The sequence below is a fragment of the Pseudomonas sp. OE 28.3 genome, from assembly GCF_014268205.2.
In the GTDB taxonomy this organism is placed as follows: Bacteria; Pseudomonadota; Gammaproteobacteria; order Pseudomonadales; family Pseudomonadaceae; genus Aquipseudomonas; species Aquipseudomonas edaphica.
The window spans coordinates 6,282,705-6,297,636 of record NZ_CP077082.1 but is presented as its reverse complement, the minus strand read 5'-3'; the positions used below and the strand labels follow the sequence as shown (position 1 = coordinate 6,297,636).

Sequence of the window (14,932 nt, the reverse complement as noted above, 5' to 3'; positions counted from 1 at the left end):
CATGACCGCGCTGAAATACCTCCAGGCCTACCCCGCAGCGCTCCAGGAGCAAGTGCGCCAATTGATCGCCAAGGACCAATTGGGCGCCTACCTGGAGCAACGCTACCCCGAGCGCCACGGCGTGCAGAGCGACAAGGCGTTATACAGCTATGCCCTGGCGTTGAAGCAGGAACACTTGCGCAACGCGCCGGCCATCGACAAAGTGCTGTTCGACAACCGCCTGGACCTCACCCACCGCGCCCTGGGCCTGCACACCACGATTTCACGGGTGCAGGGCGGCAACCTCAAAGCCAAGAAAGAAATCCGCATTGCGGCGCTGTTCAAGGAAGCCGCACCGGAGTTTCTGCGCATGATCGTGGTGCACGAGCTGGCGCACTTCAAGGAATCGGACCACAACAAGGCGTTTTATAAACTCTGTGAGTACATGATGCCGGGCTACCATCAGGTGGAGTTCGACCTGCGGGTGTACCTCACGTATCGCGACTTGCAGGGCAAGCCCTAACTTCAAAAGGCGTCGAGCATGGATGTGAGCAAGACCAAAAGCAGTTTCTACCGCCGCCTGTATGTGGCCTACCTGATCGACAGCGGCCAGGCCAGCAGCGTGCCGGCACTCACCGACGCCACCGGGATGCCACGGCGCACGGCGCAGGACACGATTGCGGCGTTGGCTGATCTGGATATTGTGTGTGAGTTTGAGCAGGAGGATGGTGCGCGCAATCATGCCGGGCGTTATCGGATTCGTAGCTGGGGCGCGATTGATCGGCGCTGGATCGAGGCGAACCTTGCGGCGGTCAAGCAGGTGTTGGGTTATCCCTGAACCGGGTGCTTGCAGCTCTGGCCTCATCGCAGGCAAGCCAGCTCCCACACTTGAAGTATTCGCAATTCAACGTGTGGGAGCTGGCTTGCCTGCGATGGCGTCCTTACTGGCGCCGCATACCAATATGGGGAATGTCATCCTCCAGGTATTCCTCACCCGCCACTTCAAACCCATACTTGCCGTAATACCCCTGCAAATGCGCCTGGGCTGACAGATAGATCGGCGTCTGCGGCCAGATGTCTTCAATGCGCTTGAGGGCTTCTTCCATCATCTGGTGCCCCAGGCCGGTACCGCGTGCCACCGGCGCGACGATCACCCGGCCAATCACCACATCACCGCCCTGGGATTCCGGGTCCAGCAGGCGCAGGTAGGCCACCAGCACGTCATCTTGCCAGGCCATCAAGTGGTGGGTATCGCCCGAAAGATCCTGCTCGTCGAGGTCTTGATAAACGCATTTTTGCTCGACGACAAACACCTCATTGCGCAGACGCATAATGGTGTACAGCTGCTCTTTGCCGAGGTCTTCGTGATGTTTGCAGACCCATTCAACCGTCATGGCGTTTTCCCTTATTAATGTCTGTGGCCGATAGTAAGCGCCGCCGCCCGTCCTGTCTAAATTGAGCATTTTTGTGAATGGCGTCAATTTGCCATCATTCAGTCCGATCGCCACAGGCTTCTTTGTGTAATCTGCAATACAGGCTCATTGATGAGCTACTGTTATCAGGCCAATGCCTGCCCGCCAAGGACTTTGAGCATGCCGCGATTTTCTCGTGCCGTTGCTTTAATAGGAGTGTTGCTGCTGGCTCAGCCGGCGGTGGCGCAGCGCCTGCGACTGGTAGCGGATGTATGGCCACCGTTTACCGATTCGACCTTGATCAACGGCGGCCTGGCCACTGATATTGTCAGTACGGCGCTGGCCCGAGCAGGCTATGCCAGTGATTTCGAACAAGTGCCATGGGCGCGGGCGCTGATGGGCGTGGGCGATGGCCGTTATGACGTGTTGATCAACGCCTGGTACGACGATGCCCGCACCAAGCTGGGCCAGTTTTCCGGCGAATACCTGATGAATCGCGTGCGGTTTATCAAGCGCCGCGACGACCCCATCGATTATCAGAACCTGGAGCAACTGCACGACGATCCCATCGCCGTGGTGCGCGGCTACGCCTATTCGGCGGCGTTCGACCAGGATGCGCAGTTGCAGAAAGTGCCGGTGCATAACTTCGCCATGGCGGTGCGTATGCTCGCGGCCAAACGCGTCAAGCTGACGCTGGAAGATGAGTTTGTGGCCCGCTATTACCTGGCGCGGGAGTCGCCACGGGTGCGCAACGCGGTGGAGTTTTTACCCAAGCCGTTGAGCGAGAACAGCCTGCATATTCTGGTGAGCCTGAAGAACCCGGAGCATGAACAGATCGTGGCCAGCTTTGATCGGGAGATTGCGCGGATGAAGGCAGATGGCAGTTATGCGCAGTTGATGAAGGAGCATGGGATGTAGTGTTTCTGCTGGCCCCATCGCAGGCAAGCCAGCTCCCACATTTTGAATGGCGAACACCTTCAAAGGTGGGAGCTGGCTTGCCTGCGATGGCGGTCTACGCTGCGCTGGTATCTTTGATCAAATGCGCCGCCAACGTGCGCAACGGCCCCAACTGCCGGCAAATCAACGCCAGTTGCGTCTGCACCAGCCGCTGCCCTTCATCGATCTCATCGGGCATCTGCTCCAGGTCCGCCGCCAACGCTTCCTCGGCATCACTCTGGATCGCGATGGGCTGCTTGTTGGCCAGCCCCGTGGCGATTTCGTCGATACTCGCCGCCAGGCTGTTACCGGCGCCGTCGATCAGATGTTCACGCACGTCGGCCGGTAATTGAGTCTCCCGATGCGCACCCAGCCCGGAAAGGTAACTGAGCAAGGTGTGCGACAGCACCAGAAAGCGGAAGCCCACATCGGCTTCCTTACGGAAATGCCCAGGTTCCATGAGCATATTCGCCAGCGTGGTCGACAGCGCCGCATCGGCGTTGTGCGCATTGCGCCGCGCCAGCCGGTAGGCCAGGTCGTCGCGCTTGCCGGCGGCGTATTGCTGCATGATCTGGCGCAGGTAAATGCTGTTGCAGGTCAGGGTGTTGGCCAGCACTTTGTTCAGGCGCCGGCCTTGCCAGTCCGGCAGGAACAGGAAGACCGCCAGGCCTGCAATCAAGCTGCCCAGCAAGGTATCGAACAGGCGTGGCAGGAACAGCCCGTAACCGTCGCCCACCTGGTTGAAGCAGAACAGCACCATCAGGGTGATCGCCGCGGTGGCCAACGTGTAGCGGGTGGTGCGGTTGATAAAGAACACCAGGCCTGCGGCGATGGCGAACATCGACTGCACCAACGGGTTTGGGAACAGATCAAACAGCGCCCAGGCCACGGTCAGGCCGATGGCGGTGCCGATGATCCGCTGGCCCAGCTTGCGCCGCGTGGCGCCGTAGTTGGGTTGGCACACGAACAGTGTGGTGAGGATGATCCAGTAGCCTTGGGACGGGTGGATCAAGTGCACCATCCAATAGCCGATACTCAGTGCCAGCGGCAGGCGCAGGGCGTGACGGAACAGCAGTGACGTCGGCGTCAGTTGCGTGCGCAAGCGCGTCCACATTTCCTTGAGGTTGCGCGGGGCACGGTCCAGCAGGCTGCTGTCGGTGGCGTCGGCCAGGGAGTCGGGGTTGCTGGCATCGCCGAGCAGGCGGTCGAGGGTGGACAGGTTGGCGGCCAACGCACGCAACGAGCGCAACAGGCCACGCCAGGCCGGGTTGCTCTGGATGCGCAGGTGTTCCAGGGAGGCGTTCAGGTCGCCCAGGGCTTCAGCGAAGCTGTCGTCATAAATGAACGGCTGGCGCAGCTGGATCGATTCGGCCAGGGCCTGGCAGGCCTTGCCTTGCTGGCGCAACAGGCGCTGGCAGCGGAACAGCACGTCGCTGTGGAAGAAGGCTTCAGCCAGGGCGTTGTAAGGGTAGTGGGACGAGCTGGCGCGTTCGTGGATATCCTGGGCCAGAAAGTACAGCTTCAGGTAACGGCTGACTTTTGAGCCGGGGCGGCCATTGCCTACGCGGTGCAGGATGATTTCTTTCGCGGCATTCAGCGCCGCCACCACCCGGCCGTTTTGCTGGGCCAGTTCCAGGCGGCGCGCTTCCACATCCAGTTGGCGGATCGGCTCGAACAGCGACGATTTAAGCTTGAGGTAACGCCCCAGCTCCCGAAACAACCGCGCCAGGCTTTGCTGCACCGGCTGGTTGGAAAACAGCGCCTGCCACAGCACCGACAGCGCGCCATACCACGCGGCGCCGGCCACCAGCAGCAACGGCTCGTGCCAGAAGTCGGTGACGGCGCCACCGCGCTGGTCCACTCCGATCATGGTGTACACCGACAGAATCAACGTCGCTGAAGCAATCGCGCCATACCGTTCGCCCAACGCGCCGAGCATGGTCAGGCAGAAGCTGGCCAGGGCCAGGGCGATGGCGAAGATCCACGGATAAGGGAACAGCAGTTCAACCGACAGCGCGGCAACACTGAAACACACCAGCGTTACCGCCAACGCATTCAGGCGGCCCTGCCAACTGTCATCGGTCTCGGCCAGGGCGCTGGCGATAATCCCCAGGAACAGCGGGATCAGCAGGGTCATTTCGTTTTGATACCAGCACAGCGCCATGCTGCCGGTGAGGGCGATGAATACCCGAACGCTGTAACTGAATTTATCCAGCGCCCACAGGCGCCGCATGGACTGCTTGAACGAGGTCGATGACATGAAGTCTGGAGTCTTCCGGGACGATGCCGCTAAATTGAGCCAGTAATGACGCCACGGCAAGCGTGGCGATCACATGTAACAGCAAAATTTATTCCAGCCAACATCCTAAGAACACCACGAAACTACTGTGGGAGCTGGCTTGCCTGCGATAACGGCGGTGAATCCAACACCGCTATCGCAGCGGTGCGACGATTCGACGAGCCAGCTCCCACCTGTTGACCGCGTACAACCTTCAGGCGTATTGGGCGGCTGCGTAACCGGAAGCCCATGCCCACTGGAAGTTGAACCCACCGAGGTGACCGGTCACATCCAACACTTCACCAATGAAGTACAAACCTGGGCTTTTCAGCGATTCCATGGTCTTGGACGACACTTCCCGCGTGTCCACGCCACCCAGCGTCACCTCGGCCGTGCGATAGCCTTCGGTGCCTGCCGGCACTAACTGCCAGCTCGACAGCTTTTGCGCAATGTCGGCCACTTCGGCGTGGGTGTATTGCTTCATCGGCTTGGACACAAACCAGATCTGCGCCAACAGGTTGGCCATCTTCTTGGTGAAGATCTCACCCAGCAGGGTTTTCAGCTCGCTGTTGGGGTGCTCGACCTGTTGCTGTTGCAGCCAGGTGTGCGCGTCGTGGTCGGGCAGCAGGTTGATTTCAACCGTGTCACCGGTCTCCCAGTAGGAAGAGATCTGCAAAATCGCCGGGCCACTGAGGCCACGGTGGGTAAACAAGATGTTCTCGCGAAAGCTCTGGTCGTTGCAGCTCACCAGGCAATCCACGGACGTACCGGACAACTCGCCGCACAACTCCTTGAGCTGGTCGGTGATGGTGAACGGCACCAAGCCTGCGCGGGTCGGCAGCAGTTCGTGGCCAAACTGCTTGGCCACCTGGTAACCAAAACCGGTGGCGCCCAGGGTCGGGATTGACAGGCCGCCGGTGGCGATCACCAGGGATTCGCAGCGCAGTTCGCCCAAGGTGGTTTGCAGTTGATAGCCGCCGTCGACTTTGGCAATTTCCTCGATGGAGGTGTCCAGGTGCAGGCTCACGCCGGTCTGGATGCACTCATCGAGCAGCATGCCGAGGATGTCGCTGGACTTGTTATCGCAGAACAGCTGGCCGAGTTTTTTCTCGTGGTACGGCACGCCGTGCTTGGCCACCAGCCCGATGAAATCCCACTGGGTGTAGCGGGCCAGGGCCGACTTGCAGAAATGCGCGTTGTGCGAGAGGAAGTTGGCCGGCTCGGTGTACATGTTGGTGAAATTGCAGCGGCCACCGCCGGACATCAGGATCTTTTTGCCGGCCTTGTTGGCGTGGTCGATCAGCATCACCTTGCGCCCACGCCCGGCGGCGGTCAGCGCGCACATCAAGCCTGCGGCGCCGGCGCCAATGATCACAACTTCGGTCGAGCGCAAAACAGTTTCCTCATGTTCATCAGATCAGATCGTTCCCACGCTCTGCGTGGGAACGCATCCCGTGACGCTCTGCGTCACAAAGCGGACGCAGAGCGTCCATGGCGGCATTCCCACGCGGAGCGTGGGAACGATCAGGTCAGAGGATCCGCACGCGCAACGAGCGGCCTTTGATCTTGCCGTCATTCAAACGCTGCAACGCCTGCTTGGCGATCCCGCGCTCAACAGCCACGAACGCCTGGAAATCAAAGATCGCGATCTTGCCGACCTGGGCTCCCGGAATCCCGGCGTCACCGGTCAGTGCGCCAAGGATGTCGCCTGGGCGCACCTTGTCTTTACGGCCGGCGGCGATGCACAACGTGCTCATCTGCGGCAGCAACGGGCCACCGCTTTGCGGCTTGAGGTTGTCCAGTTGGTCCCAGTTCAGCGGCGACTTTTGTAGTTGCTCGATGGCCTGGGCACGGTGGGCTTCGGACGGCGCCACCAGGCTGATCGCAATACCGGTCTCACCGGCGCGACCGGTACGGCCTACGCGGTGGATGTGGATTTCCGAGTCGCGGGCCAGTTCGACGTTGATCACCATGTCCAGGGAGTCAATGTCCAGGCCACGGGCGGCGACGTCGGTCGCCACCAGCACCGAAGTGCTGCGGTTGGCGAACATCGCCAGTACCTGGTCACGGTCGCGCTGCTCCAGGTCGCCATGCAGGCCGACGGCGGAGATACCTTTGGCGGTCAGGTGATCCACAGTTTCCTGCACTTGCTGCTTGGTAAAGCAGAACGCCACGCAAGACGCCGGGCGGAAGTGCGCCAGCACCTTGGTCACCGCGTCCATGCGCTCTTCCGGCGAGATCTCGTAGAAACGCTGTTCGATCTGGTCGTCGGAGTGGAAGGCTTCGGCCTTCACCTGCTGCGGCGCACGCATGAATTTGGAGGCCAACTGCTTGATGCTCACCGGGTAGGTGGCCGAGAACAGCAGGGTTTGGCGGCGTGGCGGGGTCTTGCTGATGATGTCTTCGATGGCGTCGTAGAAGCCCATGTCGAGCATGCGGTCGGCTTCGTCGAGGATCAGCGTGTTCAAGCCGTCCAGCACCAGCGAACCTTTGCGCAGGTGCTGCTGGATACGGCCCGGTGTGCCGACGATGACGTGGGCGCCGTGTTCCAGCGAGGCGATCTGCGGGCCGAGGGACACGCCACCGCACAGGGTCAGTACCTTGATGTTGTCTTCGGCACGCGCCAGGCGACGGATTTCCTTGGCGACCTGGTCGGCCAGCTCACGCGTCGGGCACATCACCAGTGCCTGGCAGCCGAAGTAACGCGGGTTGATCGGGTTCAACAGGCCGATGCCGAAGGCGGCGGTCTTGCCGCTGCCGGTCTTGGCTTGGGCGATCAGGTCCAGCCCCTTGAGGATCACCGGCAAGCTTTGCGCCTGGATCTGCGTCATCTCGACGTAACCCAGCGAGTCGAGGTTAGCCAGCATGGCGGCGGACAGGGGCAAAGTATTAAAAGCGGTGGCGATGGTAGTCACGGGACTGGCTCTGCAAAACAAAATGTCGCGCAGTGTACCAGCCCTGTGGGATTTTCCCTGCAAGTTCTAGACGAGAAGCCTGTTAATGCTCAAGGTCGTGCTCGCGGCTGACCACCCGTTTGCCGTCTTTTGGCGACAGTTGCAGGAAGATCGCCGCCGCCAGCATGGCCATGATGCCCACGGTGAGGAAGGTCAGTTGGAACGCGCCCAGCACGCTTTCCACGCCGTCATTGCCCGCTTCGGCAGTAAAGCCGCCGAGCAGGGCGCCGGCACAGGCTACGCCCAGGCTCAAGGACAATTGCGCCACCACCGAGAGCAAACTGTTGCCGCTGCTGGCCTGGGCGTCGTCGAGGTCGATCAGGGTGACGGTGTTCATCGCGGTAAATTGCAGCGAGTTGATCGCGCCCAGCACCGCCAGCATGCACAGCAGCAGCGGGTAGGGCGTGTGTTCGCTGACCAGGCCCATGCTGGCCAGCATGATGCCCAGCGCCAGCGTGTTTCCGGTGAGCACAATGCGATAGCCCAGCCGCTCGATCAGTGGCCGGGCGATGGACTTGGCAAACATCGCCGCCGCCGCCAGGGGCAGCATGCTCATCCCGGCTTCGGAGGGCGAATAACCCAGTGCCACCTGCAGCAGCAACGGCACCAGAAACGGCAGTGCGCCGCTGCCCAGCCGGGCGAACAGGTTGCCGAGGATGCCCACGGCAAAGGTGCGGGTCTTGAACAGTACCGGCGAGAACAGTGGGTTATCGATATGCCCAGCACGCAGCCAGTACGCGGCCAGGCAGGCGAGCCCGCCGAACAGCAGCAACATCACCCGCAGGTGCGGCAGGTGCAGTTCGCCCAGGCCTTCCATGGCGATGGTAATCAGCACCATCGCCGCGCCAAACAGCACAAACCCTACACTGTCAAAGCGCGTGCGTTCGCTGCCGCGCAAGTCGGGGATGAGTTTCCACACGGCGTAGCAACCGACCATACCCACAGGCAGGTTGATCAGGAAGATCCAGTGCCAGGTCAGGTATTGCACCATCCAGCCGCCCATGGTCGGGCCGAGCAAGGGGCCGAGCAGGCCGGGAATGGTGATGAAGCCCATGATACGTACGAGTTCGGAGCGCGGATAAGCACGCAAGACCACCAGCCGCCCGACCGGCAGCATCAGCGCGCCGCCCAAACCCTGGATGACCCGCGCGCCCACCAGCATGGTCAAGGTGCTCGACAAGGCGCACAGCAAGGAGCCAATGCTGAACAGCATGATCGCGCCGAAGAAGATTTTTTTGGTACCGAAGCGGTCGGCCACCCAGCCCGAAGCCGGGATCAGCAAGGCGACGGTGAGCATGTAGGCGATCACCACCCCTTGCATGCGCAGCGGGTTTTCCGCCAAGTCCCGCGCCATGGCCGGCAGGGCGGTGTTGAGAATCGTCCCGTCCAGCGACTGCATGAAGAAGGCAATCGCTACCACCCAGGGTAGCCAGCGGGCGGTCTTGGCATCGAGAGGGGCGCGATTCGGCATGTGAACCCTTTTATTAGCAGGCTATGTGTTGGCGATTATGCGCCATCCGTCGCCCCTTTTCCCACTGGCGGTTCGTCTAATTCCGACAGTGTTGCATGCTCTCCCACCAGGAAATCCAACAGCGCACGGTGCACCGACATGGCCGCTTCGCGCGACTCCAGGTCGAGCAGATGGCCGGTGTGTTCGGCGACCGCAAAGCTGCTGCGGCCGACATAGCGCTTGAACAACCGGGCCTCGGCCGCCGGCGTGTATTCATCCAGTGCGCCATTGAGGAAGTGCACCGGGGTTTCGATCCGGGTCAGCGCCGGCAGGTAATTACCATCGCCCAAGGCCAGCACCTGATGGATATGGAAACGCGCCTGGCGGTACTCGGTGGTGGCCATGCTCGACAGGTGCCGATGGTTGTTGCGCTTGAGGCGCGGCGACAGGTATTTGCCGACGGTCTCATTGAGCAAGTGGCCGACGGCGGATTTGTCATCGGCCTCGATCAACACGCGCACGCGCTCCACGTAGTCGAGCATCGCCTGGTTGAGGTTGGGCGCCAGGGCCATCACTACCGAGCTTTGGATGGAGGGTGGGTTGTGGGCCAGGGTCAGCAAGGTGGAGATGCCGCCCCAGGAGGCCGACACCAGATGGTTGACCTCGAAGCGCTCCACCAGGGCGCGCAGGATTTGCACCTCGTCGTCCTTGGTCACAAGCTCGAGGTCGGTGTTGTGCTCGCGCGAATAGCCGGAGAACGGCAGGTCGAACAGCAGCACATTGAAATGCTCCGCCAGGCATTTACTGGTTCGTGCGAAAGAGCGTGTGGTGGACAGCGCGCCGTTGACCATCAAGACAGTCTTTTTTTCCGAATCGTTTCCTAGCTGCTCAACATGAACGTTGTAGTGCTTGAACAGCTTCTCTATGACAAAACTTCCATGGTTCATGTCAACGCTCCAGCTTGCCCTTCCCGGGCAAGGTCATGCTCTCGTGGGGTGGGTGGCGGGATGCCACTAACCGTTATAACGAGGTTTTTTGCGGGCGACAACAGGCCGCACGGGGAGAAGTGTTAGATGGGATTTTGCGGTAGGAAGGGATGAAACGAGGTGTCTGAAATCAATACAAGCCTATGTGGGAGCTGGCTTGCCTGCGATGGCATCACTGCGGTGTGACTGACACACCGAGGTGACTGCATCGCAGGCAAGCCAGCTCCCACACAAGCCCGCTCCCACAGGGGCAATTGTATTTACAGCGTTAGCGTCAGGCGCTTGACCAGCGCCCCCGGCAGCAGGTTGGAGGAGGTATTGCGCTGGCTGTACGTACTCGCCGACAGCAGCAGTTCCCGTTCCGAGGTCAGCGCTTCAAGCTGCGAACCGAGCAGGCTGTAGACACTGTCATCAAACCGCATGGTGCTCACCGGCGCCTTGATCTCACCGTCTTCGACCCAGAACGTGGCAAAGCGCGTCATGCCGGTCAGGCGTGCCGCCGGCAAGTCCGAGTAGTTCAGATACCACAGGTTGCTGATGTACAAGCCAGTGCCCAATTGCTTGAGGATATCGGCCTGGGGCAGGTTACCTGCGGCCATCTGCAAGGCGCTGGGCGACTCGTCGCTGCTGGCGCCGTTGGTGCTCAGGCCATATTCGGCCGCGCTGCGCGAGTTGATCAGTTGGCCTTCGGCTTTGCCGGCGTTGATCAGGGTGACGTCGCCGCGTGGGTAACCTTCGGTGGAAAACGCCTGGCTCAGGGAGCCGCTGATCTGCTCATCGACCTTCACCAGTGGGCTCAGCGACTGCTCACCCGTGTAGAGCTTTTGCAAGCAACTGCCTTTGCTGGCGATGGCCTGGGCGGAAAATCCGCCCCACGTGACAATGCTGAAGATTTCTTCCAACGCCGCCGGGGCCAGGTAGGCGCGGTATTGGCCGGGAGGCAGCTTGTGCAGCGGGCGGCCAAGAAACTCCAGCTGCTCACGCGCCCGCTGGAAACGCTCAGTGAACTCGGCGCTGTCCCAGGTGTGCCCGGCGTAGCTGGCTTTCACCGCTTCGCCGTTGGCGTGGAACAGGCTGAAATCGAAGTTGAAGCTATTGGCCTGATGCCAGCCGAACGCGCCGTCGGAACTGGCAAAGCCACGGCTGATGGGGCCGGCAGCGTAGAAGCCCACCAGGTCCACACCTTCAGCGGCCTGACTGATATCTGCCAGCACCTGGGCCAGTTCCGGCAGCGGTCGCAGTTGTTCGTTGTGGTTTTGCCAGGCGTTGTGGTTCAGCAGCAGGTACGGATCCTGCGGCAACAATGGCAAGGTTTCGCGCAGTTGTTGCAGGCCGTCGACCAGGCGCTGGCGATCCAGCGCCGGCTCACCGGCAAGGGTGATACCGAGGTCGGCGTGACGGCCATCGTTGATCAGCTTGAGGTTGAGGCTGGCCTGTTGCACCTGGCCCGCTTGACGCACCTTGGCGTGGTTGAAGCGCACGAACTCGGACGACTCGTCAGCGTAGCCCAGGTGAAACTGTTCCTTGTCGGTGACGGCTTGCTTGAGCCAACCCACCAGTGCCTTGAAGTTATTCATCAGGCATCTCCCCCGAACACGTCGATATCACTGAACACACACGCCGGTGAAGCGTGGCCCACGCGGATCACCTGGTTGGGTTCGCCTTTGCCGCAGTTGGGCGTGCCCAACACCTGGAAGGTGCTGGCGTCGCCGACGGCGCTGAGGTTGCGCCAGAACTGCGCGGAGATGGCGCGGTAGTTGGGGTTTTTGACCACGCCCTTGAGTTCGCCGTTTTCGATCAGTTGGCCCCACTCGCAGCCGAACTGGAATTTATTGCGTGCGTCATCGATGGACCAGGAGCGGTTGGTGCTCATCAGAATGCCGTGCTCGATGCCGCTGACCAGCTCAGCCTGGGTCTTGTCGCCGGCCTCGATATTGAGGTTGGCCATGCGGTCGATGGGCGGCCGATTCCAGCCGCACGCGCGGCTGTTGGCCACGCCTGGCAAGTTCGCGCGAAATTGCGACAGCGCGCCACCCAAGGGCTTGAGCAGCAGGCCATCGCGAATCAGGAACTGCTTGCTGGCGGCCGTGCCGTCGTCGTCATGCCCATAGCTGGCGAGCTGTTCGGGGATGTCCGGGTCGAAGGTCACGTTGAGCAAGGGCGAGCCGTATTGCAGGTGGCCGAAGTCGCTGGCCTTCACAAAACTGGTGCCGGCGTAGTTACGCTCATCGCCCAGGATGCGGTCCAGTTCCAGCGGGTGGCCGATGGACTCGTGGATCTGCAGGATCATCTGGTCGGGCATCAGCAGCAGGTCACGCGGGCCATGGGGCGTGTTCGGCGCGAGCAGCAGTTGCAGGGCTTCATCGGCGACTGTGCGGGCGGCGCCGGCCAGGCCGAAGCGGCGAATCACGTTCGCACTGCCTTGCTGGCCGAAGTTGGTGCCGCCCAGGGTGCGGGTCTGGCTGTCGTTGCCGTCGAAGGCGGTGACGCTCAGGCCCGGAAAGACGAAACGCTGAGCCTGGCGCAGCTCGGCACCGGCGCTGTTGAGGTAGATCTGTTCAACCCGCGTGGTGCCCAGGCTGACTTCCCAACTGACCAGGCGCTCATCCTTGGGCACGCTGGCGGATTCATCGCCGAGCAGTTGGTAGCAGTCGCTCAGGGATGGGAAGGGCTGGTCGAGGTCGGGCGACAGGTAGTCGGCCACGTCACTGGAGACCTGTTGTGTGTGCAAGTCGAGCAGGGCATGGGGCGAAATCTGCCGGGCTTGCTGTTCGGCGCGCTCAAGGGCTGCTTGCAGGCCGGCGAGGGAAATGTCGTTGGTTGCTGCATAAGCTTCCACGCCGTTGAGGCGCACGGTGAGCATGGCGCCCTCGTCGTGGCTAAGGTGTGGCGGCTCGGCGACGTTCTTGCGTACCGACAGGTACTGGCCGGATTCGCGCACATAACGCAACGAGAAGAATTCGGCGCGGGTGCGCAGGGCACTGAAGTGTTGTTTGAGGGTGGGGTGGGCGTCGAACATCGGGACCTCCTTGAGGGCAGCGCAGTCCCAGAGGCTAGCATAGGTGATCGTTCCCACGCTCTGCGTGGGAATGCCGCCTTGGACGCTCTGCGTCCGCTTTTGAAGGTCGTGACGCAGAGCGTCACAGGATGCATTCCCACGCAGAGCGTGGGAACGATCAACGGGTTACTGCGCAGTAGGGCCGACTTCACGCATCGGCTTGCCACGCACCGGCGCATCGCCTGCGACGTAGTAGTCGGCAGTGCTGCGCGGCAGTGGCTTGCGGCCACGGATCTTGTCGGCGATTTTCTCGGCGATCATGATCGTCGGCGCGTTGAGGTTGCCGGTGGTGATGATCGGCATGATCGACGCATCCACAACACGCAGCCCCTGCATGCCATGCACGCGGCCTTCGGCATCCACTACAGCCATCTCGTCGGTGCCCATTTTGCACGAGCAGGACGGGTGGAACGCAGTTTCGGCGTGCTCGCGGATGAACTTGTCCAACTGCTCATCGGTTTGCACGTCAATACCCGGGCTGATTTCACGGCCACGGTATTGGTCCAGTGCCGGCTGCTGCATGATTTCGCGGGTCAGGCGGATGCCGTCACGGAATTCCTGCCAGTCCTGCTCGGTGGCCATGTAGTTGAAGAGGATGCTCGGGTAGTCCCGAGGGTTCTTCGACTTCAATTGCACGCGGCCACGGCTCGGCGAACGCATGGAACCCATGTGCGCCTGGAAACCGTGCTCTTTCACACCGTTGCTGCCGTTGTAGTTAATCGCGACCGGCAGGAAGTGGTACTGGATGTTCGGCCAATCGAAGTCTTCACGGGTGCGGATAAAACCGCCCGCTTCGAACTGGTTGCTGGCGCCGATACCGGTGCCGTTGAACAGCCATTCGGCACCAATGGCCGGCTGGTTGTACCAGAGCAGCGATGGGTACAGCGACACTGGCTGAGTGCAGGCGTATTGCAGGTACAGCTCAAGGTGGTCCTGCAGGTTTTCGCCGACGCCGGGCAGGTCGTGGACCACCGGGATGTCGAGGCTTTCCAGCAGTTTGGCCGGGCCCACACCGGAGCGTTGCAGCAGTTGCGGCGAAGCGATTGCACCGCTGCACACCAGTACTTCTTTACGCGCACGGGCTTCAACACGTTCTTCAGCCGCGCCGATCAGGTAACGCACGCCTACGGCACGCTTGCCTTCAAACAATACTTTGTCGGTGAGGGCGTGGGTGACGATGGTCAGCGTCGAGCGCTTCTTGGCCGTGTCCAGGTAACCGCGTGCGGTGCTGGCGCGACGGCCTTTAGGCGTGACGGTACGGTCCATCGGGCCGAAGCCTTCTTGCTGGTAGCCGTTCAGGTCGTCGGTACGCGGGTAACCGGCCTGTACGCCGGCTTCAACCATCGCGTGGAACAGCGGGTTGTTGCCGGCTTTAGGCGTGGTCACGCTGACCGGGCCGTCGCCACCGTGGTAGTCGTTGGGGCCGATGTCGCGGGTTTCGGCTTTACGGAAGTACGGCAGGCAGTCGAGGTAGGTCCAGTTTTCCAGACCTGGCAGTTTTGCCCAGTTGTCGTAGTCCATGGCGTTGCCACGGATGTAGCACATGCCGTTGATCAGCGAAGAACCGCCCAGGCCCTTGCCGCGACCGCATTCCATCCGGCGGCCGTCCATGTGTGGCTCAGGGTCGGTTTCGTAGGCCCAGTTGTAGCGACGGCCTTGAAGCGGGAACGCCAGCGCGGCAGGCATTTGGGTACGGAAGTCAAAACGGTAGTCCGGGCCGCCGGCTTCCAGCAGCAGGACGGTGACGCCTTCGTCTTCGGTCAGACGGGTCGCCAGGGTGTTACCGGCGGAGCCGGCACCCACAATGATGTAATCGTATTCTTGGGACATTGGATGCACCCTCTTTTGAGATGGTCAGGTCGGGCCTCATCGCAGGCAA

At 61.4% G+C, this 14,932-nt stretch carries 12 protein-coding genes; 3 read left to right on the top strand and 9 right to left on the bottom strand.

The window, feature by feature from the left end:
* The first annotated feature begins 1 nt into the window (after position 1).
* Both HU759_RS28415 and HU759_RS28410 read left to right on the top strand, forming a co-directional pair.
* On the top strand, positions 2-502 hold the full coding sequence (locus HU759_RS28415) for a M48 family metallopeptidase (protein ID WP_017139389.1): 501 nt from the start codon (positions 2-4) through the stop codon (positions 500-502).
* 18 nt (positions 503-520) lie between these two features.
* On the top strand, positions 521-817 hold the full coding sequence (locus tag HU759_RS28410; RefSeq protein WP_017139388.1) for a winged helix-turn-helix domain-containing protein: 297 nt from the start codon (positions 521-523) through the stop codon (positions 815-817).
* 103 nt (positions 818-920) lie between these two features.
* Here HU759_RS28410 and HU759_RS28405 read toward each other — a convergent pair whose 3' ends face one another.
* On the bottom strand, positions 921-1,373 hold the full coding sequence (locus tag HU759_RS28405) for a GNAT family N-acetyltransferase (RefSeq protein ID WP_186617027.1): 453 nt from the start codon (positions 1,371-1,373) through the stop codon (positions 921-923).
* Between the two features lie 198 nt (positions 1,374-1,571).
* Here HU759_RS28405 and HU759_RS28400 point away from each other — a divergent pair, with 198 nt between their 5' ends.
* Positions 1,572-2,309, top strand: coding sequence for a transporter substrate-binding domain-containing protein (locus tag HU759_RS28400; protein WP_186617030.1), 738 nt, complete (start codon positions 1,572-1,574; stop codon positions 2,307-2,309).
* 94 nt (positions 2,310-2,403) lie between these two features.
* Here HU759_RS28400 and yccS read toward each other — a convergent pair whose 3' ends face one another.
* The 8 genes from yccS to betA form a co-directional block, all read right to left on the bottom strand.
* Positions 2,404-4,587 (bottom strand): YccS family putative transporter, encoded by a 2,184-nt coding sequence (gene yccS / locus HU759_RS28395; RefSeq protein ID WP_138451593.1) that lies wholly within the window; start codon positions 4,585-4,587, stop codon positions 2,404-2,406.
* 232 nt (positions 4,588-4,819) lie between these two features.
* Positions 4,820-5,998 (bottom strand): NAD(P)/FAD-dependent oxidoreductase, encoded by a 1,179-nt coding sequence (locus HU759_RS28390; protein WP_099550370.1) that lies wholly within the window; start codon positions 5,996-5,998, stop codon positions 4,820-4,822.
* A gap of 136 nt (positions 5,999-6,134) precedes the next feature.
* Positions 6,135-7,472, bottom strand: a complete 1,338-nt coding sequence (dbpA, locus tag HU759_RS28385) for an ATP-dependent RNA helicase DbpA (RefSeq protein ID WP_232626477.1) — start codon at positions 7,470-7,472, stop codon at positions 6,135-6,137.
* 130 nt (positions 7,473-7,602) lie between these two features.
* The gene (gene mdtD / locus HU759_RS28380) at positions 7,603-9,030 is read right to left on the bottom strand and encodes a multidrug transporter subunit MdtD (RefSeq protein WP_017139382.1); all 1,428 of its coding nucleotides are present in this window, start codon (positions 9,028-9,030) and stop codon (positions 7,603-7,605) included.
* A 35-nt stretch (positions 9,031-9,065) separates the two neighbouring features.
* Positions 9,066-9,956, bottom strand: a complete 891-nt coding sequence (locus HU759_RS28375; RefSeq protein WP_170036853.1) for an alpha/beta hydrolase — start codon at positions 9,954-9,956, stop codon at positions 9,066-9,068.
* A gap of 299 nt (positions 9,957-10,255) precedes the next feature.
* Positions 10,256-11,572, bottom strand: a complete 1,317-nt coding sequence (locus tag HU759_RS28370; protein WP_170036855.1) for a TldD/PmbA family protein — start codon at positions 11,570-11,572, stop codon at positions 10,256-10,258.
* Positions 11,572-13,014 carry a TldD/PmbA family protein gene (locus HU759_RS28365; RefSeq protein ID WP_017139379.1) on the bottom strand — a complete coding sequence of 481 codons (1,443 nt, stop codon included), beginning with the start codon at positions 13,012-13,014 and terminating at the stop codon, positions 11,572-11,574. Before HU759_RS28365 ends, HU759_RS28370 begins: the two co-directional genes overlap by 1 nt.
* Positions 13,015-13,179: 165 nt before the next feature.
* Positions 13,180-14,883, bottom strand: a complete 1,704-nt coding sequence (gene betA / locus HU759_RS28360; protein ID WP_017139378.1) for a choline dehydrogenase — start codon at positions 14,881-14,883, stop codon at positions 13,180-13,182.
* Positions 14,884-14,932: the final 49 nt, after the last annotated feature.